General features: G+C 40.8%; 22 protein-coding genes. 21 read left to right on the forward strand and 1 reads right to left on the reverse strand.

Going from position 1 to position 21232, the window contains the following annotated elements; genetic code table 11:
• Positions 1-56 precede the first annotated feature (56 nt).
• The 15 genes from KHQ31_RS00470 (at position 57) to KHQ31_RS00540 (ending at position 15017) form a co-directional block, all read left to right on the forward strand.
• Positions 57-791 carry an amino acid ABC transporter ATP-binding protein gene (locus KHQ31_RS00470; protein WP_319606729.1) on the forward strand — a complete coding sequence of 245 codons (735 nt, stop codon included), beginning with the start codon at positions 57-59 and terminating at the stop codon, positions 789-791.
• A gap of 10 nt (positions 792-801) precedes the next feature.
• A complete protein-coding gene (locus KHQ31_RS00475; protein WP_213409084.1) occupies positions 802-1653 on the forward strand; it encodes a transporter substrate-binding domain-containing protein in 852 nt (283 codons plus the stop codon).
• Positions 1653-2300 carry an amino acid ABC transporter permease gene (locus KHQ31_RS00480; protein WP_213409085.1) on the forward strand — a complete coding sequence of 216 codons (648 nt, stop codon included), beginning with the start codon at positions 1653-1655 and terminating at the stop codon, positions 2298-2300. Before KHQ31_RS00475 ends, KHQ31_RS00480 begins: the two co-directional genes overlap by 1 nt.
• A gap of 1 nt (position 2301) precedes the next feature.
• A complete protein-coding gene (locus KHQ31_RS00485) occupies positions 2302-2958 on the forward strand; it encodes an amino acid ABC transporter permease (protein ID WP_213409086.1) in 657 nt (218 codons plus the stop codon).
• Between the two features lie 233 nt (positions 2959-3191).
• Complete coding sequence (locus KHQ31_RS00490) at positions 3192-4835, forward strand: peptide ABC transporter substrate-binding protein (RefSeq protein WP_213409087.1); 1644 nt, start codon at positions 3192-3194, stop codon at positions 4833-4835.
• Between the two features lie 44 nt (positions 4836-4879).
• On the forward strand, positions 4880-5800 hold the full coding sequence (locus KHQ31_RS00495) for an ABC transporter permease (RefSeq protein ID WP_213409088.1): 921 nt from the start codon (positions 4880-4882) through the stop codon (positions 5798-5800).
• Between the two features lie 11 nt (positions 5801-5811).
• Positions 5812-6837 (forward strand): ABC transporter permease, encoded by a 1026-nt coding sequence (locus KHQ31_RS00500; RefSeq protein ID WP_213409089.1) that lies wholly within the window; start codon positions 5812-5814, stop codon positions 6835-6837.
• Between the two features lie 11 nt (positions 6838-6848).
• Complete coding sequence (locus KHQ31_RS00505) at positions 6849-7946, forward strand: ABC transporter ATP-binding protein (RefSeq protein ID WP_213409090.1); 1098 nt, start codon at positions 6849-6851, stop codon at positions 7944-7946.
• Positions 7947-7956: 10 nt separating this feature from the next.
• Positions 7957-8904, forward strand: a complete 948-nt coding sequence (locus KHQ31_RS00510; protein ID WP_213409091.1) for an ABC transporter ATP-binding protein — start codon at positions 7957-7959, stop codon at positions 8902-8904.
• Between the two features lie 226 nt (positions 8905-9130).
• Entirely contained in the window at positions 9131-9352 is a 222-nt protein-coding gene (locus tag KHQ31_RS00515; protein WP_213409736.1) for a hypothetical protein, read from the forward strand.
• Positions 9315-11258 carry a DHH family phosphoesterase gene (locus KHQ31_RS00520; RefSeq protein WP_213409682.1) on the forward strand — a complete coding sequence of 648 codons (1944 nt, stop codon included), beginning with the start codon at positions 9315-9317 and terminating at the stop codon, positions 11256-11258. Before KHQ31_RS00515 ends, KHQ31_RS00520 begins: the two co-directional genes overlap by 38 nt.
• A gap of 14 nt (positions 11259-11272) precedes the next feature.
• Entirely contained in the window at positions 11273-11725 is a 453-nt protein-coding gene (gene rplI / locus KHQ31_RS00525) for a 50S ribosomal protein L9 (RefSeq protein ID WP_213409092.1), read from the forward strand.
• Between the two features lie 38 nt (positions 11726-11763).
• Entirely contained in the window at positions 11764-13182 is a 1419-nt protein-coding gene (dnaB, locus tag KHQ31_RS00530; RefSeq protein WP_213409683.1) for a replicative DNA helicase, read from the forward strand.
• Positions 13183-13237: 55 nt separating this feature from the next.
• Positions 13238-14434, forward strand: a complete 1197-nt coding sequence (locus KHQ31_RS00535; RefSeq protein WP_213409093.1) for an MDR family MFS transporter — start codon at positions 13238-13240, stop codon at positions 14432-14434.
• 10 nt (positions 14435-14444) lie between these two features.
• Entirely contained in the window at positions 14445-15017 is a 573-nt protein-coding gene (locus KHQ31_RS00540; RefSeq protein WP_213409094.1) for an FUSC family protein, read from the forward strand.
• Between the two features lie 74 nt (positions 15018-15091).
• Here the strand turns inward: KHQ31_RS00540 and KHQ31_RS00545 are convergent, their stop codons facing one another.
• A complete protein-coding gene (locus KHQ31_RS00545; protein WP_213409095.1) occupies positions 15092-15475 on the reverse strand; it encodes a YbaN family protein in 384 nt (127 codons plus the stop codon).
• 246 nt (positions 15476-15721) lie between these two features.
• Here KHQ31_RS00545 and ispE point away from each other — a divergent pair, with 246 nt between their 5' ends.
• The 6 genes from ispE to KHQ31_RS00575 all read left to right on the forward strand — a co-directional run bounded on the left by ispE (position 15722) and on the right by KHQ31_RS00575 (position 21223).
• Positions 15722-16579 (forward strand): 4-(cytidine 5'-diphospho)-2-C-methyl-D-erythritol kinase, encoded by an 858-nt coding sequence (gene ispE, locus KHQ31_RS00550; RefSeq protein WP_213409096.1) that lies wholly within the window; start codon positions 15722-15724, stop codon positions 16577-16579.
• 16 nt (positions 16580-16595) lie between these two features.
• Entirely contained in the window at positions 16596-17387 is a 792-nt protein-coding gene (locus KHQ31_RS00555; RefSeq protein ID WP_213409097.1) for an SseB family protein, read from the forward strand.
• 18 nt (positions 17388-17405) lie between these two features.
• Positions 17406-18395, forward strand: coding sequence for an NAD(P)/FAD-dependent oxidoreductase (locus KHQ31_RS00560; protein WP_213409098.1), 990 nt, complete (start codon positions 17406-17408; stop codon positions 18393-18395).
• Between the two features lie 84 nt (positions 18396-18479).
• A complete protein-coding gene (gene gpmA, locus KHQ31_RS00565; RefSeq protein ID WP_213409099.1) occupies positions 18480-19196 on the forward strand; it encodes a 2,3-diphosphoglycerate-dependent phosphoglycerate mutase in 717 nt (238 codons plus the stop codon).
• 131 nt (positions 19197-19327) lie between these two features.
• Positions 19328-20383: an ABC transporter ATP-binding protein gene (locus KHQ31_RS00570; RefSeq protein WP_213409100.1), complete on the forward strand. Its 1056-nt coding sequence runs from the start codon at positions 19328-19330 to the stop codon at positions 20381-20383.
• A 33-nt stretch (positions 20384-20416) separates the two neighbouring features.
• Positions 20417-21223, forward strand: coding sequence for an ABC transporter permease (locus tag KHQ31_RS00575; protein ID WP_213409101.1), 807 nt, complete (start codon positions 20417-20419; stop codon positions 21221-21223).
• Positions 21224-21232: the final 9 nt, after the last annotated feature.

Genomic DNA, 21232 nt, shown 5'->3' on the forward strand with positions numbered 1-21232 from the left:
AAACAGTGATGTTTAATTAATTAAAAAAGCTAACAAATGTTAGCGAGGAGGCCTACATGTCAATGATCGAGTTTAAAAATGTCGAGAAGTATTATGGAAAGTTCCATGCTTTGAAAGATATTAATTTGGAAATCGATAAGGGAGAAACTGTCGTGTTGCTTGGCCCTTCAGGATCTGGGAAATCAACATTAATTCGAACAATCAATGGGTTGGAAACAATTCAAGAAGGTCAATTGATCGTTAACGATCGAGACTTGGCCGATGAGCATACAGATTTAAATATGATTCGTAAAGATGTGGGGATGGTATTCCAACACTTTAATCTATATGCGAATAAGACAATTATTGAAAATATTATGCTTGGCCCTCGTTTGGTATTAAAGCGTGATGAACAAGAAAATCGTGAACTAGCCATGAAACTACTAGAACGTGTCGGTTTGGCAGACCAAGCAGATAAGTTCCCGTCAGCTCTATCTGGTGGACAACAACAACGTGTTGCGATTGCGCGTTCATTAGCAATGAAGCCAAAGGCGATTTTGTTTGACGAACCAACATCAGCGCTTGACCCAGAAATGGTTAACGGTGTTTTGAAGATTATGCGTGAAATCGCAGAAGATTCATCAATGACAATGGTTGTTGTGACGCACGAAATGGGATTTGCGAAGCAAGTAGCTGACCGTGTTATCTTCATGGCTGATGGTGAAATTCTAGAAGATGCACCAACGGCACAATTCTTCGAACATCCCAACGAACCACGTGCGCGTCACTTCTTGTCACAAATTGTGCATTAGGAGGTTGAGTATGCAAAGTACAACAAAAAAAGTGCTCGCTTGGGGTGCAGTAGCATTACTTGCATTGGGAGCCTGGGCAGCGATCGATAAAATGAGTGAAAATCAAGCACGTGCCTCTCAAAAGAACTTGGCCTATGATCGGGTGATGAAGTCAAACGTCATGAACTGGGGAATTAAGGGAGATACTAAGTTAGTTGGGGCAATGAACATTGAATCTAGGCAATACGAAGGATTCGAAATTGATTTAGCTAAGGAATTGACGAAGCGTGTCAACCCAAAGGCAGAAGCTGAATTAACACAAGTGACTTCTGGAACACGTGTACCAATGCTTTTGAATGGAAACATTGATACAATCATCGCCACGATGACAATTACGGATGATCGTAAGAAGGTTGTTGATTTTTCTGACCATTATTTTGCAGCAGGACAATCAATTATGGTACCGGATAACAGCAAGATTAAGTCTGTTAAGGATTTGAACTACAAGGGTGCTAAGATTTTGGCTGTTACAGGAACAAACTCAGCTGAAAACATCAAGAAGTTTGCGCCTAAGGCACAAGTTGTTGGTTTGCCTGATTATTCAACGGCTATGAGTGCACTAGAATCAGGGCAAGGACAAGCTTTGACTAGTGATAACACAATTTTGTTTGGGTTAGGTGCGGATAAGCCTAATCTAAAGATCGTTGGTGGAACATTCACAACCGAAGAATATGGTATGGCGTTTTCAAAGAACGAACCTAAGCTAGAAGCCGCAACTAACAAGGCATTAGCAGACATGCGTGCTGATGGTAGCTACGACAAGCTAGCGCAAAAGTGGTTTGGAACAGTGCGCGGTCTAGATTGGAAGGAGGTAACCAAGTAATGTGGACACTATTTACAGAAAACTCGGATGCCTTTTTGACTGGATTTGGTTGGACAATCTTAGCAAGTTTAATTGCCTTGGTTGGAGCGACTATCTTAGGAACAGTCTTTGCTTTACTACAAGTGATGCCAAATCGTTTTGCCAACAAATTAGCAAATATTTACGTTGAAATCGTACGTAATATTCCGCTACTAGTTATCACAATGTTCTTCTATGTAGTGGTTGCCCGTATGTGGCACTTGGATGGATTTGTATCTGGAACATTGGGACTAACATTGTATAGCTCAGCGTTTATTGCAGAAACAGTTCGTGCCGGAATTCTGGCTGTGCCTACGGGTCAATTAGAAGGTGCGCGTTCAAACGGCCTAAACTGGTATCAAAGTATGTGGTATGTTGTCTTGCCGCAAGCTTTTAAGTTGGTCATTCCACCGCTAGGAAACCAATTCATTAGTTTGATCAAGAATTCTTCAGTTCTAGCATTCGTTGCTGGAATGGATTTGATGTACCAAGCCAATGCGATCTCACAAACAACGTTTGATACATTTGGACCATACATCATTGTTGCGATTTTCTATCTAATCTTGACGATGCCATTGAGTTACTACATGCGTCATCTAGAACGTAAATTAGTCGGTGGGGGTGAATAATATGCAAGATTTTCTACAAGCATTTTCATGGATTAACATACGTTTCCTTTTGATGGGACTTTGGATTACGATTCAAGTGTCTGTGATTTCGATTGCGTTTAGTTTTATTATTGGCTCATTGTTAGGAATTGTCCGTTATTTGAATATCCGTATTGTGTCACCAATCGTCGGGTTTATTATCGATATTATTCGTAATTTACCACTATTGTTGATTATTTTCTTTACGTACTTTGCTTTGCCAAAAATTGGTATTCATTTTAATGTTATGAGTTCAACAATCATTGCGTTGACTGTCTTTGAATCAGCTATGATTGCTGAAATCGTACGTTCAGGAATAGTCGCGGTACCAAAGGGTCAACTGGAGGGTGCACGTTCAAATGGTTTGAACATGCGTCAAACATTGCTTCACATTTTGTTGCCACAAGCGTACAAGAAGATGATTCCACCAATGGTTTCGCAATTTGTTTCGTTGATTAAGGATACATCTTTGGCGACGATCATTATGTTGCCGGAAGTGACTTACCGTGCGCAAACAATCTATGCGCAAAACCCAAATCAAATTGTGCCAATGTTCTTGATGTTGGCTGTGATGTACTTCTTGTTGAACTACACAATTTCACAATTTGGTCGTTACATGGACCGTCGTATGAAAGCTTAATTAAAAAAATGAAAGACCTTTACCAAAATGGTGAAGGTCTTTTTTTATGTATTTTGTTTGATTTTTCAAAAGTTTGATAGGTAAAACGATATACCAAAACCGAATGTTATATAACTTTACAATATTTATCGTTCGGAACAAGAATGTGCGTATTATAGTGGAAAGCATTAAAGATTCATGAATAAAAAGTAAGAGTTTCGTGATATCTATTTGGGTTAAGTGAGGGAAACTATATGAATTCTAAAATGAAGAAGACAACGTATATGGTCGTGACAGCGTTAGCTGCTGTAGGGATTGGTATTGCTATTGCCAATGGTGTTAAAAACGATCGTGATAAAAAAGATAATGAGATGATTCGTTGGGTAGAAAAGTCGCCCTTAACAACGCTCGATCCATCGAAGGTATCTGCGAACCAAGATTTTACTGGTGTAACAGCCGTAAGTGACGGTTTGTATCGCCAAGACAAAGATGGTAAGCCGGCTTTGGCGCTTGCTGAATCTGTGAAGACTAATAAGGACGCCACAATTTATACCTTTAAATTGCGACCAGATTTGAAGTGGTCAAATGGAACTGATTTGACAGCCCATGATTTTGTCTATGGATGGCAACGTACGAATGATCCTAAGACAACGGCCGAATATGCATATCTGTTCGAAGGCATTAAGAATGCTGACAAGATTCAAACTGGTAAAGAAACAGATTTGACTAAGTTGGGTGTCAAAGCGTTGGATGATCGTACGCTTGAAGTGACATTGAACCAACCAATGCCAGCGTTAAAGAATTTGTTGACGATGCCACCGTTCTTCCCGCAAAGCCAAAAGTTTGTGGAGGCCTCAGGCAAGCGTTACGGATCTGAAGCAAAGTATGTTTTGTCTTCAGGACCATTCACCGTAGAAAAGTGGTCAGGATCAAGTGATGATTATTACTTAGAAAAGAACAAATTCTACTATGACAGTGAAGCAGTGAAGACGAATGAGATTCGCGTCCGTTCAGTGCAATCTGGAACAGGCTACAACCTATTCCTATCAAATGCGACTGATTATGCGGAACTATCCGCCTTGCAAGCGCAAGCTTCAAAGCATGACCGTTCATACATTAACAATGCGGGTGGGTCAACGGCATACCTACAAATGAATCGTGCTAAGGTGAAGGCGTTGAATAATACCGATATTCGTCGTGCTTTGTCATACTCAATCGATCGTGATACATTCACGAACAAGGTTTTAGGTGGCACAGCTATTCCAGCGGAAACACTAACACCAAAGGGGTTGGTGGTTGATCCAAACACAAATAAGGATTTCGCTGAAAGTGCCAAAGTGAACCATGCGATTACGTACGATCCTAAGCTAGCAAAAGAGTTGTTTGCCAAGGGGATGCGAGCTGAAGGCTTAACAGAATTAACGTTAGAATTAGTGACTGATGATACGGATGCAGCGAAGGATTCTGCGCAATATCTACAATCACAATTCCAACAATTAGACGGTTTGACGCTAAATATTAAAATCGTACCGTTTAAGCAACGTATTGCATTAACTGAAACGCGCGACTTTGATTTGGTTATCACGATTTGGGGAGCTGATTATTCAGACCCATCAACTTTCTTGGATTTGTTCCAAACAGGTGGAACATTTAATGCCGGGGTATGGTCAAACAAGGAATACGATAATTTGATTGAAAAGGCGAATACTACAGATGTACGTAGTGCTAAGACACGTTATCATGACTATGCTTTAGCTGAACAAGTCCTAAGTAAGGAAATGGCAGTTATTCCAATGTACCACCGTTCAACACCTGCGCTAGAGCGTACAGATGTTAAGAATATGGCATACCATCCAGCCGGGGCAACCTTTGATTGGAAGTGGATTGAACGTAAGTAACACCATGTGTGTTGCTAATAGAACAAATAAGAAAGGTTTCTGCGATGTTTAAATATATTCTAAAAAGAGTAGGGATTATCCTGCTGACGCTCTTTATTGTTATTTCAGCAACATTCTTCTTAATGAAGTTGATGCCAGGATCACCACTGGCTAACGCTGAACGACTAGCACCAGAACAAAAAGCAATCATCGAAGCGCAGTATGGACTAAATAACCCAATTTGGGTGCAATATTGGGATTACCTAACGAATGCCTTCCGCTTGAACTTTGGTGATTCGTTCCAATTCCAAAATCAACCTGTTATGAAACTGATTGGTGAACGTATCGGACCCTCAATTCAATTAGGACTTGAGGCGCTAGTCTTTGGTGTAATTGCTGGGATTGGCTTGGGAGCTTCCGCTGCAATGCACGCAAATACTAAGCGTGATACATTCCTATCCGTTATTGCGGTGTTAGGTGTGTCAATTCCATCATTCGTCTTTGCGACATTGGCGCAATACTTTATCGGTTTGCAACTTGGTTGGTTGCCAATTGCTGGTTGGGATGGCTTTATTTACACAATCCTACCAGCTGTTGTCTTGGGAATGGCACCATTGGCGATTACAGCTCGATTCATTCGTACAGAAATGGTGAACGTGATGAATTCAGATTATATCGAATTGGCTCGTGCCAAAGGATTGTCACGTAATGAAGTGGTGTATAAGCACGCACTACGTAATTCATTGATTCCATTGGTAACATTGATTGGCCCAATGGCAGTTAATTTGATGACTGGATCAATTGTGGTGGAACAAATTTTCGCTATTCCAGGAATTGGGGGACAATTTGTGTCATCAATTTTGACTAATGACTATCCTGTGATTATGGGAACAACAATTGTCTACTCAATGATGTTGATGGTGGTCTTGTTGATTACTGACATCTTGTATGGATTAATTGACCCACGTATCCGTTTGAACAAATAAAGGAGGCAACTATGGCTGAACAATATACAGAATTAAATGCAGCTGATTTCAAGCTGCTTCCACAAAAATCAACGGCGGATCTTGATGCGCTACAAACGAAAGATGTGAGTTTCCGTAAAGATGCTTGGCGTCGGTTGAAGAAGAACAAAGGTGCATTCATTTCATTATGGGTGTTGATCGTGATTTTCTTTGCGGCATTCGCATCTGTACCCTATGCGACACCTGAAGCAATTGCTAAACAAGATGTGATGCAACAAAACTTACCACCCAAGTTACCAGGAAATATTCCAGGTGTTGACGGTAAAGTTAAAGAAGGTGGCGAAATCGTCGATAAGTATGAAATGGCGGGTGTACCTGCGGACACATACTACCTATTTGGAACGGATCAATTTGGGCGTGATTTGTTTAAGCGTGTCTTGTATGGTACACGTATTTCACTAGAAGTTGCCTTAATCGCGGCCTTAATTGACTTATTTATTGGGGTGACGTACGGCATTATCTCAGGTTGGAATGGTGGTCGTTTAGACACGGTCATGCAGCGTATTGTGGAAGTACTATCTTCAATTCCAAACTTGGTTATCTTCGTATTGTTGATTCTAGTCATGCAACCAGGGATGTTCTCAATTGCCCTGGGAATTGGGTTAACGTCTTGGATTGGAATGTCTCGTTTAGTCAGAGCGCATGTTTTGACGATTAAGGAACAAGATTATATTTCAGCAGCACGTACACTTGGATCATCACCATGGCGTATTGGTATGAAGCACTTGATTCCGAACTTGTCTTCTACAATCATTGTGCAATTGATGTTCACAATTCCGTCAGCGATTTTCTTTGAAGCACTACTATCATTTATTGGATTAGGAATACCAATTCCAATGGCATCATTGGGAACACTTTTGAACGATGGAACGAAAGCATTCTTGTTCTATCCATACCAACTAGTTGTACCCGCAGTTATCTTATCAATGATTATGATTGCGTTTAATCTGTTAGGGGACGGCTTACGTGATGCCTTTGACCCACGAACACGACGTTAGGAGGACACCGTATGTCAGAACGTATTTTAGAAGTTGAAGGACTGAAAATTAATTTCCATACCGACAATGGTGAAGTCCAAGCGATTCGTGATATTTCATTTGCGCTAAACAAGGGTGAAACCTTAGCGATTGTTGGAGAATCAGGATCCGGTAAATCAGTTACGACACGTGCGATTATGGGGTTGTTGGCTAATAATTCAGAAGTTGTGAAGGGAAACATTACTTTTGATGGACGTGAAATCATCCATATGCCTGAAAAGGAATTGCAGAAGTTGCGTGGCTCAGAAATTGCCATGGTTTTCCAAGATCCAATGACATCTTTGGATCCAACGATGAAGATTGGTTTGCAAATTGCTGAACCATTGATTAAGCACAAAGGATTGTCTCGTAAGGAAGCTTTGGCGCAAGCATTGCAAATGATGAAAGATGTGGGAATTCCGAATGCTGAAGAACACATCAATGACTATCCACACCAATTCTCTGGTGGGATGCGTCAACGTATTGTGATTGCGATTGCCTTAATTAATCGACCTGACATTCTTATTGCGGATGAACCAACTACCGCTTTGGACGTTACGATTCAAGCGCAAATTTTGGACTTGATGAAGGAAATTCAAGCAGAAACAGAATCTTCAATTATCTTTATCACGCATGATTTGGGTGTTGTGGCAGGGATGGCTGATCGTGTGGCTGTTATGTACGCGGGTAAGATTGTTGAAATCGGGACGATTGATGAAGTCTTTAATTTCCCGCAACATCCTTACACTTGGGGCTTGTTGAATTCAATGCCAACTGTGGATACACAAAGTGGTCAACTACAAGCGATTCCGGGAACACCACCAGACTTGGTACATCCACCACATGGGGATGCCTTTGCTGCACGTAATAAGTATGCTTTGGCTGTTGATAAGCAGGAACAACCACCGTATTTCCAATTAACACCAACACATTTTGCAGCCACATGGTTATTGGACGAACGTGCACCAGAAGTCGAATTGCCTGCTGAAATTAAGAAGCGTTGGACGAGTTACATTGAACAAAACCCAAATGCAATGGCCCAACGCCAAGCAGCTCAGCCGGTACGCTCAGATGCAATCTTAGCAGAATAGGAGGAACGCAATGACTGATAAGAAGAAATTAATTGAAGTTAAAAATCTAGACATTACGTTCAACGCCGGTCGTAAGAATGAAACCAAAGCCGTTAAGAATGTTTCCTTTGATATTTACGAAGGTGAGACATTTGGACTGGTTGGTGAATCTGGTTCTGGGAAGACGACGATTGGTCGTGCCATTATGAAATTGCAACCCATTTCAAATGGACAAATTTTGTCTAATGGGCAAGATATCGAAAAGATTAAAAAGAAGGCTGACCGTCGTGCTTTTCATAAGCATGCCCAGATGATTTTCCAAGACCCACAAGCATCATTAGATATGCGTATGAAGGTTAAAGATATCGTCGCTGAAGGTGTAGATGCTAATAACATGGCCCGTAGTCCAGAAGAACGAGATGCGATTGTTGCGCAACAATTAGAGACGGTTGGTCTAAACAAAGACCACGCTAATCGTTACCCACATGAATTCTCAGGTGGACAACGTCAACGTATTGGGATTGCCCGTGCATTGGCAATGGAACCAGAATTTGTGATTGCTGACGAACCAATTTCTGCTTTGGACGTGTCAATTCAAGCGCAAGTCGTTAACTTGATGCAGGATTTGCAAAAGAAGCAAAACCTAACGTATCTGTTTATTGCCCACGATCTATCAATGGTTAAGTACATCTCAGACCGTATTGGTGTCCTACATTGGGGCCAAATGCTAGAAATTGGACCTGCGGATGAAATCTATGACCACCCATTGCACGATTACACACGTTCGTTGCTGAGTGCGATTCCTGTGCCAGATCCAGCTGTGGAAAAGGCACGCGTACCTGTCGCTTATGACCCAACGCGTGAGACAGACGGGCAAGTACGTGAACTGGTTGAAATTACACCAGGTCATTTTGTCGCAGCAACACCAGATGAAGTCCCAATGTATGAAGAACGAGCACGTGCAGCGGGATTGTTGTAAGCGAGAAGTTAATAGACAAACGAATAAACAAAAAAGCACTGCCTATGGGCAGTGCTTTTTGTATTTAATATTAGCATGGGCTTAGAATTTTAAAGTGATTGCTTTTGTTATATGTATACTGTGGATGTTTTTTATGTTTGGAACGATGTTGTTGTGGGTTACATTTTATTGAATTTCACTAATGTGACTGTATTTTTCTTAGAGGGAATAGTACTTGAAGACAGGCATGACAACTGTAGACGAAACACTGCTTTTTTGTGTCCACCTTTTATTTCATGTTATAATACTCGTTAATACAAAACACGATAGTAAGGAGTCAGATTCTAGTGAAAACAGAAGAGAAAAAAACAGAATTGCCGATCGTGTTTCAGAACAAGAGATTAACATTGACGGCAATCTTAATTTCCATAATGGGATTGATGGGAATTATCATGGCTTTCATGATTAACTGGATTGTGGGAGTGCTTGGTGTGCTAATGGTTGTGGGAGCCTTAGCAATTATTTTTAATACACTGAAAAATATCAGTGAAGATACAAGTGATTACATCAACAACCTATCATATCGCGTGAATCGTGGAGAGCAAGAAGCAACATTACAAATGCCAGTTGGTATTTTGCTGTATAACGATAAAGGTTATATCAATTGGATTAACCCCTGTCTGCAAGCTTGGATTGGGGATGAATATCTAGTTGGTGAGAAAATCGATAAGGTATCACCTGCGCTATCGAAAAACATTGAGGCATGGGCCGACAATGATGCTGAAAGTGATGACATGGCGTTGAGTTGGTTGGGCAAGCAATTTAAAATGCGTGTGCAAACAGATTTACAAGCTGTTTATATTTTTGACGTCTCTGAAAATGCAGAATTAGAAAAGACATTAGCTGACCAACAATTGGTTGTTGGATTAGTATCGGTCGACAATTATGATGAAGTAAGTGAACGTTTGAATGATTCAGATGCATCAGGTCTTCGTACATTCTTAACACGTTCATTAACAACTTGGATGGCAGCGCATGACATTTATACGCGTCGTATTACGGCGGATCGTTATATGTTGATTGGTTACCAAAAAGGTTTAAAAGAAGCGGCGAAGGATAAGTTCAGTATTCTAGACAATATTCGTGAAGCAACTTCGGCACAAAACATGCCCGTTACATTGAGTATGGGATTATCACATGGTGATACAGCAATTGATAAGTTAGCGACTGAAGCGCAAGCTAATTTGGATTTGGCGCTTGGTCGTGGTGGTGATCAAGTCGTTATCAAGTCTAATGATTCGGATGCCCAATTCTTTGGTGGAACAACTAATCCGATGGCGAAGCGTACACGTGTTCGAGCGCGTGTGATCTCACAAGCCTTAGGCGATTTGATTAGTCATGCTGATCAAGTATTCATTATGGGGCACGTTCGACCAGACATGGACTCATTTGGAGCTGCTTTGGGTGTGCGCCGTCTAGCCACAATGCATAATCGTCCAGCTTGGGTAGTTTATGATGATAACGAAGATGCACACACTGACATTAAGTTGTTGCTGAAGGAAATTCATAACGAAGAAGGCGAAGAACAAGTGCTGATGTCAGCATCAGATGCTTTGTCACAACTAACGCCGCATAGTTTGTTAATTATGGTGGACCACTCAAAGCCATCTATTACTGAAAATAATGCTGTTTATGGTGCCTTGGCTGATAACTTAGTGATTATTGACCATCATCGTCGTGGCGAAGAATTCCCTGAAAAACCACAATTGGTTTACGTAGAATCTTACGCATCATCAACGGCTGAATTGGTCACTGAACTATTTGAATACCAACCGAATAATGTTCGAGGATTGAGCCGAATTGAAGCCACATCATTATTGGCGGGAATTCAAATTGATACGAAGTCATTTACAGTAAGTACTGGAACGCGTACATTTGACGCAGCTAGTTATTTGCGTTCTGTTGGAGCTGATGGACAATTGATTCAAAAGTTTATGAAGGAATCATTGGACTCATATCGTGATCGTTCGCATTTGATTGATCGTGTTGCTTTGCGTGATGAAGCTGCGATTGTCGTTGGTGAGGATGACGTTAAGTATGATTCCGTTGTAGCCGCACAAACGGCCGACGAATTGATGCAATTGATTGGAGTTCACGCGTCATACGTTTTGACTCGTCGTGACGATCAAACCGTTGCCGTATCAGCGCGTTCTGACAGCACAGTAAACGTACAAGTTGTAATGGAAAAGTTAGGTGGCGGTGGTCATCTAAATAATGCAGCAACACAAATTAAAAATCAGACAATTGAAGAAGTATATGAACAATTGATCGCTGTACTAGATGGTGAAGATGAACCAGATAGTGACGTTGAATAAAAGGAGATAAAGCAATGAAGGTTATTTTTTTGGAAGATGTTAAGGGTCGTGGTAAGAAGGGCGAAGTTAAGGATGTTCCTGATGGATACGCCAACAACTTCTTGATCAAGAACAAGAAGGCTGAACCCGCAACCAAGCAAAACGTTTCTGCAAGCCAAGGTAAGAAGAAGGCGCATGATCGTGAATTGGCTGAAGAAAAGGCTGAAGCAGAAGCATTGAAGGCCCGTTTGGAAGCTGACGATGTCGTTGTTGAAATCAAGGCTAAGGCTGGAACTGACGGTCGTTTGTTCGGGGCAATCTCATCAAAGCAAGTTGTTGAAGAAGCCAACAAGCAATTGGGTATCAAGCTAGATAAGCGTAAGATGGACATGAAGGAACCAATTAAGGCTTTGGGATACCGTACAATTAGCATCAAGCTACACAAGGATGTTGATGCTGACTTGCGTGTCCACGTAGCTGAAAATTAATTGATATCTGATAAACAGCGCGTGAAGGAGAGAGCATGATGGCTGAATTTTCAAATCCCACTGTGAATGGGGCACCGCATGATTTAAACGCGGAACAAGCCGTATTGGGCTCAATTTTGATATCGACCGATCCAACTGATTTGATCGCGCAAGTATCAACAACATTGGCGCCAGAAGATTTCTTTCAAACAAGTAATCGTTTAATCTATTCAGCAATGTTGACCTTGGATGCCAATCAATTAACGGTGGATGTTATTTCCATCAATAATGAATTGGACCGTGTTGGTCAACAAGAAAACGCTGGAGGTATGGCATACTTAACGGAATTGGCCACAGTTGTGCCAATTGCATCTAATGCGCCATACTACGCTAAGGTTGTTAAAGAGAAGTCTATTCGTCGTAATTTGATTGACACTTTGCAAGATGGAACGCAAGGATCTTATGAAGGTGTTGAAAGTGTTGAAGACTTGGTTGCGGACATTAGTACGCGACTTGATATGTTGGGAACTGGTAATGCAACGGCTGACTTTAAAGATATTGCTGATGTTGCAAGTCGATCATTTGAACAAATTACCCAGAATTCTGAGAATGATGATCCAATTACAGGATTAGCTTCAGGCTATCCAGCGTTGGATAATTTAACGACAGGATTCCATGGTGGTGAAATGATCATCGTCGCTGCACGTCCAGCCGTTGGTAAGACTGCGTTCGTCTTGAATATTGCGCAAAAGGTTGCTGTTGCACAACCAGATTTGCCAGTCGTTGTGTTCTCACTGGAAATGCCAGATACATCATTGGTCAACCGTATGTTGGCTGCTGAAGGAAACATTAATTCACAAAACATGCGTACTGGACAATTAGCCGATGACGAATGGACTAATTTGACAGTAGCGATGGGAACACTATCAAATACGAAGATTTTTATTGACGATACTGCTGGAATTAAAGTGACGGAAATCCGTTCAAAACTTCGTCGTTTGCAGAAAAAGGAAGGCCAACTTGGTTTGGTCATTATCGATTATCTACAATTGATTGAAGGAACTGGTTCGGAAGGTCGACAACAAGAAGTGTCTGCCATCTCTCGTGCTATTAAGAAGATGGCCATGGAAATGGATGTGCCTATCATTGCCTTGTCACAGCTTTCGCGTAGTGTGGAACAACGTCAAGACAAGCGTCCCATGCTATCTGACATCCGTGAATCGGGATCAATTGAGCAAGACGCCGACATCGTTGCGTTTTTGTATCGTGAAGATTATTATGAAAGTGCCAACGATGACGATGACAACCCATCTGATCCGCGTGATGAAGAACAAGCGGACGTTGGTGAAATTGAAGTTATCTTAGAAAAGAACCGTTCTGGTGCACGTGGAACGGCGCGCTTGTTGTTCGTCAAGTCGTACAATAAGTTTTCAAATATTGAATACCGTGCAGATGAAATGGGCAATAGTTTTGGATAAAGGGGTCAGTTGATGGGGAAACACATCAACTGATTCTTTAGTTAGGAGGATATGCATGCAAAAACAAGGTATGAACATTAAATGGCTGTTAATTGCCAGTTTTATTAATAACTTTGCGTTTGGATTTATTTGGCCAGTCGCAACAGTTTATTTACATAACGAATTGAAGCAAAGCTTGGTTATTGTTGGATGGGTTATGCTAGCCAATGCAGTTGGGCAAGCGATTGGATCACTAGTTAGTGGGCACTTGTTTGACCGCTTCCATCCATATCGTTTAATCCAAGGTGGAGTAATCGCAATGATTGCGCTACAAGTCTTCTTCATGTTCCAACACGGTTGGCCATGGTATGCACTTAACTTGACTTTGGCGGGATTCCTGGGTGGTTGGAACATGGCGTTGATTAACGCCTACGGAACTCGTGTTATCAATCACGATGGACGTTTCGTTTTTAACATGTTGTACTTTACAAACAACTTTGGAATGGTGTTTGCCACGGCGATGGTCGGTGTGATTTTCCCCTTGGGAATTACGTGGCTGTTCCTACTGGCATTGATTTTGTACGTCATTTTGTTGTTTGTGATTAAGAAGAAGTTCAATATGCCGTTTGAAAAACAAGCAGTGCAAGAAGGTGAAACGCAAGAGAAGATATCAAAGTGGAATCTACGTTTGATTTACACTGCTGTGTTTGGCTTGGTTGTCTTGTGGATTGCCTACTCACAATGGCTAGGAAATCTATCCGTCTACATGACGAATGATTTGAATTTACCGTTGTGGCAATATTCATTGTTGTGGACGATTAATGGGGTCTTGATTGTTGTTGTGCAACTATTGATGAATCTGTTTAATGTCTCAGCTAGTCGGACAGCTATGTGGTTACAAATCTTTGGTGGTTTAATTATGTTTGGCTTGGCCTTCTTAATTTTGCCATTCGTACAAACATTCAACGGATTTGCGATTGCGATGATTATTACAACTCTTGGAGAAGTAACGGCTTTCCCAATGATTCCGGCATTGATTAACGAATTAACACCGGTTTCATTGAAGGGACGTTACCAAGGTGTGGCCGCAGCCGCGCCATCAATTGGGCGTGCCATTGGACCATTGCTTGGTGGATTAGTGATTGAAAAACAAGGTTACCAACTATTGTTCTTTGGTGGTTCTGGCTTAGTCTTTGTGGCATTCTTAATCTTATTAGCAACAATGATGGTTGGATATCCAAAAGTAACGAATTACGGTACAAGTAACGAATAGAGGCAAAAGCATGACATTAGGACATTTCCGGTTTGGTATGCGAACGTTAAAAACGGGTCTATCCGTGATGATTATTGTGATTTTCTTTTTAGTTTTTCATCGTGGAAATCCAATGATTGCTTGTTTAGCAGCCGTATTTTCTTTACGCCAAGACTTTGAATCAACGATGAATTTTGGTGTATCACGCGTTATTGCAAGCATAATCGGTGGTATCTGTTCATTGATTTACTTTGGGATTTGGAATACATCAAACCAAGCTGATTGGGCACAGATTGTGTTTATTCCGTTATTATTGATGGTCGTCATTATTATCAATGATGGCATTGGTAATACAACAGGGATTATCGGTGCATCCGCGGCCTTTTTAATGATTGCCTTCACCTTACCAGTAGATGGGGATATGATGTATGCTGTTGATCGTGTGATTGATACATTTTTAGGATTGGGTGCTGCTATTTTAATGAACGTTGGTGTGCATCCAAATGCATCACCTGAAACGCATGCGCAATTGAGTGATGTCGTCCGTGATGCTGAAGCTGAGTTAAAGTCAGATGTTAAAGCGTTTGATAATAAAAATAAATAAACAAAAAAACGATTAATTCTCAGTTAAACAAGGAGAGAATTAATCGTTTTTTGTTGGTATAAATTTAAAGTGAATTACTTATTACGGAACCAGTTGTTCATAAACCAGCCGCGGTAGAAGCCTTCCATACTAATGATTTGTGATAATGAGCAGCAAATCAAGACAATACGTAACCATAGCTTAGGCACCGTGAAAAACGGAATGGCCATGAAAGCAGCGGAGAAGATATAAATCATGATACGCTTATTTTGTGATAATTTACGATGATATACGCCTTCAACGACGTATTCTTGATAATGTTTGTTGGCATGTAACCAAGCTAGTAGTCGTGGTGAAGAGCGTGTCCAAAAGAACGCCGCTGCGACATAAAAACCAGTTGTTGGGATTCCGGGGATCCAAATGGCAATTGTTCCAATGGTAAATGCAATACACCCCAATAAAATATATAGATAACGCATGACAGCCTCTCCTTATGTGTAGTTCATAACGTATATCATAACGATAAACGAAATGTATGTAAAGTTATTCACAAAAAAGAAACGTTGAACCAGATACCGACCATGTTGATCATTGTTTGATGTAATGCACGTATTTTGAGATAATTTTGAAATTAAGGAAGCGCTTTACCTACTTGTTGTTTCGCTTATTCCTGACAATTGATATAATGGGCATAAGTAGATATTTAATAGGAAAGGGATAGCAGGATGGAAGTGTTGGAACGAGCATATGCTAAATTGAATATTAGTTTAGATACACCGTTTATTCATCAAGATGGTCAACATGAATGGGATATGTTGATGGTGTCAATTGATTTGGCTGATACAGTCATGATCAAGACAACTGATGCGCATCAAGAAATACGTGTAGAGTCAACGAGCGGCCTGTTACCTTTGAATGAAAAAAACTTAGCGTATCAAGCAGCAATGTTAATGCGTGACTATGCGAATGCCACAACAGGTGTTGAAATTCATATTGATAAGAAGATTCCTGTCGCAGCTGGAATGGGTGGTGGATCTTCAGATGCCGCCGCTGTTTTGCGTGGCTTGAATAAGATTTGGGAATTGGGACTGTCAAATGCTGAATTAGCTAAAATTGGGTTACAAGTTGATGCGGATGTACCTTATTGTGTATATAGCCGACCAGCGTTAGTGGCTGGACGTGGTGAAATTGTCACACCGTTGGAGACGAAGTTCCCATCGCTTTGGTGTGTAGTATCAAAGCCAAACATTAGTGTTTCAACACCCAAGATTTTAAAGATGATTAATTATCAAGCTTTAGAACATGGTGATATGACCGCGTTAATGGACAGTGTCTCTGCGGGGAAACTAACAGGTATTTATGCGGCCATGTTCAATGTATTGGAACCAATTACAACAGCTAAATATCCTGAAATTAAGACATTGAAGGATAAGATGATGAAGTTTGGGGCGCCAGTTGTACAAATGTCTGGAACTGGCCCAACTGTCTTTGCGTTAACAGATAAAGAATCAAAAGCAAAACGAATCTACAATGGCGTACGTGGTTTCGTACAAGAAACATATATCGCGCACATTGTGCAATAGAAAATGGAGAAATAAGATGGCAGAAGAAACTCGTAAAATTGATAACACAGCATTGCTGGCAGCATTAGAAGCATTGCGCGAAGACCAAAATGAACAAACTGATGCAGCGTACACAAAGGCTTTGCTAGAAGCTGAATTTATCGTACCTGTTAACTACAAGGCTGTACCTAAGCAAAATGAAAATGGTGAATTAGAATTGCCAGAAGGGTCAGAAATTGCCTTGGTGACATTGATGTCAAGTGAAGATGGTGAAGAAGTGTTCCCAATCTTTACTGATTTAGAAGCCTTTAACGCGCAACCAGAAGTTGAAGGAAAGCAAACAGTTCACCCATGGGGAATGATGATCTCAGATTACTTCCCAATGTTGTTGAATGGGCAAAACCCACAAATTGCTGGATTGGCACTTAACCCATTTAGTGATGGAATGCCGATTTCTCGTGAGAACATTGAATACTTGGCAGCGATGAGTGAAGCGTTACAAGGTGGTGAAGGTGGGCAAGTCGAAGTTAAGAGTGCTAACGACATGTTGTCAAATGAATTCCGCTATGAATTGATTGGATTTGGAGACGATCATCCAGAAGCGATTAACAAGATGACTTTGCTATGGCTTGAAGCAGATGGGGATGGTCAATACTTGTTGGTGGTTGATGGTGATGATGAAGCGGCCGTTTCAATGTTGTACCCAGAATTGGAAGCAGTCTTTGAAGAATTCGCCGGTGAAGAAGGACCATTCTTTAGCTTGATGATGGAAAAGAATTTTGATGCTGATTTGTCAGAATTCCCAGAATTGTACACGCGAAACGCCTAAACAAGAAGAGGTGAAGATATGCGTGATGTAACAATTGTTGGTGCTGGACCAGTTGGGTTATTTACAGCCTTTTATGCAGGGTTGCGTGAATTGGATGTGGTATTACTTGATAGTCTTGAAATGGTTGGTGGCCAAGTTGTCAGCCTATATCCGCATAAGCAGATTTTGGACGTTGCTGGCTTTCCTGCGGTAACTGGTTTGACGTTAATTGAACAATTAACAACACAAATGCAACAGTTGCCGGTCGATGTCCAATTGAATACAACGGTGTTGGATATTGTGCCACAAGATGAAGGATTTTTAGTTGTTACAAACCAACGTGAATTTATGACGAAACAAGTCATCATGGCAACCGGTGGTGGTGCATTTGAGCCACGCACACTACCAGTGGAAGTACCTGAGTCCAAAGCTATTCACTACTATGTTAGTGATCCAACTATTTTTTCAGGACGTAATGTGTTAATTGCTGGTGGTGGGGATGCGGCCTTAGACACAGCGTTAGCGTTGGAAAATATTGCGAGTGAAGTAGCAATTACACATCGCCGCGAGCATTTTCGTGCGTTAGAACACACGATTACCCAATTAGGGAACTCAAGTGTTGTGCAAGAAACGCCATTTAACATTAGTGCTGTGACAGAGTTGGGAAATGGCCAACTACAAGTTAGTTTAGAAGAGTTCCGCGGTGAGCAAAAAAAGATACTTGTCGTGGATGACTTGATTATTAATTATGGTTTTCAATCTGATCATCGTGAGTTAACCGAATGGTCAATTCATCCAGAGCAAGACCGACAACAATTTGTTGTAGATAGTAAAATGATGACAACAGTTCCGGGTATCTATGCGGTGGGCGATATCGCTGGATATGAAGGGTCAGCCGATTTGATTGCTAGCGGATTTGGTGAAGGGCCGATTGCGATTAATGCAATTATGAAGCAATTGAAACCAGAACAGGCAGTGCCACTACATTCTTCTAACTTACGTTTAGAAAATGGACACGTCTCAAAATAACGAAAATAAAGTTTGTGACTGGTTGAACAGTCTACAATCTGTTATAATGTAAGAATAAAATTTATATAAAAGAGGTAGCGATTAATGGCTAAGTTAGTTATGATCCGTCACGGACAAAGTGAATGGAACGCAAAGAACCTATTTAACGGTTGGGTTGACACAAAGTTGAGCCCAGTTGGAATCGAACAAGCAAAGACTGCAGGTAAGATGTTGGCAGAAGCTGGGATTGATTTTGACCAAGCTTACACATCAGTTTTGACACGTGCGATTGAAACTTTGGATTTGACATTGTTCGAAGCAGGACAAATGTTCATCCCTGAAGAAAAGTCATGGCGTTTGAACGAACGTAACTACGGTGCATTGCAAGGGTTGAACAAGGCTGATGCCGCTGAAAAGTTCGGTGCAGACCAAGTTTTGCAATGGCGTCGTTCATACGATGTTTTGCCTCCACTTCTAGAATCAGCTGAAGAAACTGTTGAAGTACAAGGTGAAACATACGCTTCATACGACCGTCGTTACGCTGAAGTACCTGCTGAAGAATTGCCATTGGGTGAAAACTTGAAGGTTACTTTGGAACGTGTAATGCCATTCTGGAATGAAAAGATTTCTGCCGACTTGAAGGCCGGTAAGAACGTTGTGATCGCAGCCCACGGAAACTCACTTCGTGCATTGGCTAAGCACATCGAACAAATTTCAGACGAAGACATTCTAGGTCTTGAAATTGCAAACGCGCAACCAATCATTTACGATTTCGATGCAGATTTGAACGTTCTTTCAAAGGACATCTTGTCAGCTGACTAATTTTTAAAAAGCATACCCTTTTAGGGTGTGCTTTTTTGTTTATCTAAGGGTTCAATGGTAAAATAGAGAAATCGTTTAAGGGTTTATATGAATCACTAGAATAGAGAAATAGGCATGAATGGTGGTATTACATGTTAGATGAAGATGTAAAAGTAAATGGTGAATTTTTGACCAAGCGTTATGGAATGGCGCCTACACGCACGGATAAAGTGAAAGCATTGTTTACAGGGAAAAAATATCCTGATTTTTGGGCATTACGTGGTATTGACTTTCAAGCAATGGCGGGGGAAAGTGTCGCTGTTATTGGGACTAACGGTTCTGGAAAGTCTACGCTAATGAATATCATTTCAGGGTCTGTACCAGCAACAACGGGTGATTTTTCCGTGAATGGGATGGTATCACTGATTGCTGTTAAAACTGGATTAAAAGGAGATTTATCTGGACGTGTAAATATTCGCTTAAAAGGTTTGATGATGGGAATGTCAGAAGCGGAAATTGCAGAAAAAATGGACGCAATTATTGAGTTTTCAGAACTGAGTGTCTTTATTGATCAACCAGTTAAGACATATTCAAGTGGGATGCGTTCAAAACTAGGATTCTCTATTTCGGTCCATTCAAATCCAGATGTTTTAATTGTGGATGAAGCATTGTCAGTTGGGGATGCAACATTTACCCGTAAGTCATTAGACAAAATGAAAGAATTTCAACAACAAGGGAAAACCATTTTCTTTGTTAGTCATTCTTTAGATCAAGTTAGCGAAATGGCTGATAAAGTATTATGGATCGAGCGTGGTAATGTAAAAGAATTTGGACCAACGGATGAAGTGTTGGCTAAATATGGTGCATTTGTTCAGCGTAATAAACAAATGTCCGAAGCAGTTCGTAAAGTGACGCAAACGGCTGCACGTAATGAGCAAATTAACTTTACACTCGATAATTTAACCACCAAAGAGATCTTAAAAAGGGATCCTCAAACTGATGAAGAAATGGCGGATATCGTTGCCAAGACGCAAGTCATAAATGAACAACGTGGTATGACCAAATTAAATTGGGGTGTTTTGGGTGTGATTATAATGTTATTGGTGGTATTAGGTGTGATGTTAATTTTGCAATTATCACCGCAAGATGTGATAGCTGATCCAATGCGCTTAGTCACAGACTGGATGAACATCAGTGCATTGAAGTAACGTGAATGTACCGTTCGAGTAAGGAGAAGATAAGTGCAAAACGTCAAACAATTTATAAAAGAAATCTTCGCGAATCGGGTGGTTAGTCAACGATTAGCTCGATTTAATGTGGATAATAAGTGGGCTAACAGCTATTTAGGATCGGTGTGGGATTATATTGAGCCTATGCTATTTATTGCCATTTATTTTTTGGTTTTTGGAATGGGTGTTTATCAAGGAGACGTTGATGGGCAACCTTATTTGTTATGGTTGCTGACAGCGATTGTTCCCTGGTTTTATATCCAAGAAGTATATAATCGTGGGTTATCAAGTATTAAAGGACAAGTCAGTACGTTATCTAAAACGAGCTTTCCCTTAAGTATTGCCATTACAATTCCGATGTTAGAAGGACTTCGCCGCTATATTGTGATGACGATCTTGTTTATCGGGATCATGCTTATGTGCGGTTATATGCCTGTTCTTTATTGGTTGCAGGTGTTTTATGCAATATTTGCCATGGTGATGATGTTACTTGCGTTTAATTTAATTAATTCAACGTTAGCACTGTTAATTCCGGATTATAAATCAGCAATGAGTGCATTGTTTCGAATTATCTTTTATTCATCTGGTGTTGTTGTGAATTTAAACTCACCATCAATGCCGTATATTGTGACAGCGCTTTTAAAGCTGTCACCATTTAATTATGTTGTTAATATTTTCCGTGATACGCTCTTGTATCAACGCTGGTTTTGGCAAGATATGGGGCATATGATTTTTTTCTGGGGCACGATTGGTGTCTTGTTCTTTATCGGAACAATGATGCATATGCGCTTTCGAGATACATTTACTGAACTACTTTAAGCACGAAAG

This window comes from Weissella ceti (genome assembly GCF_018394055.1).
GTDB lineage: Bacteria > Bacillota > Bacilli > Lactobacillales > Lactobacillaceae > Weissella > Weissella ceti.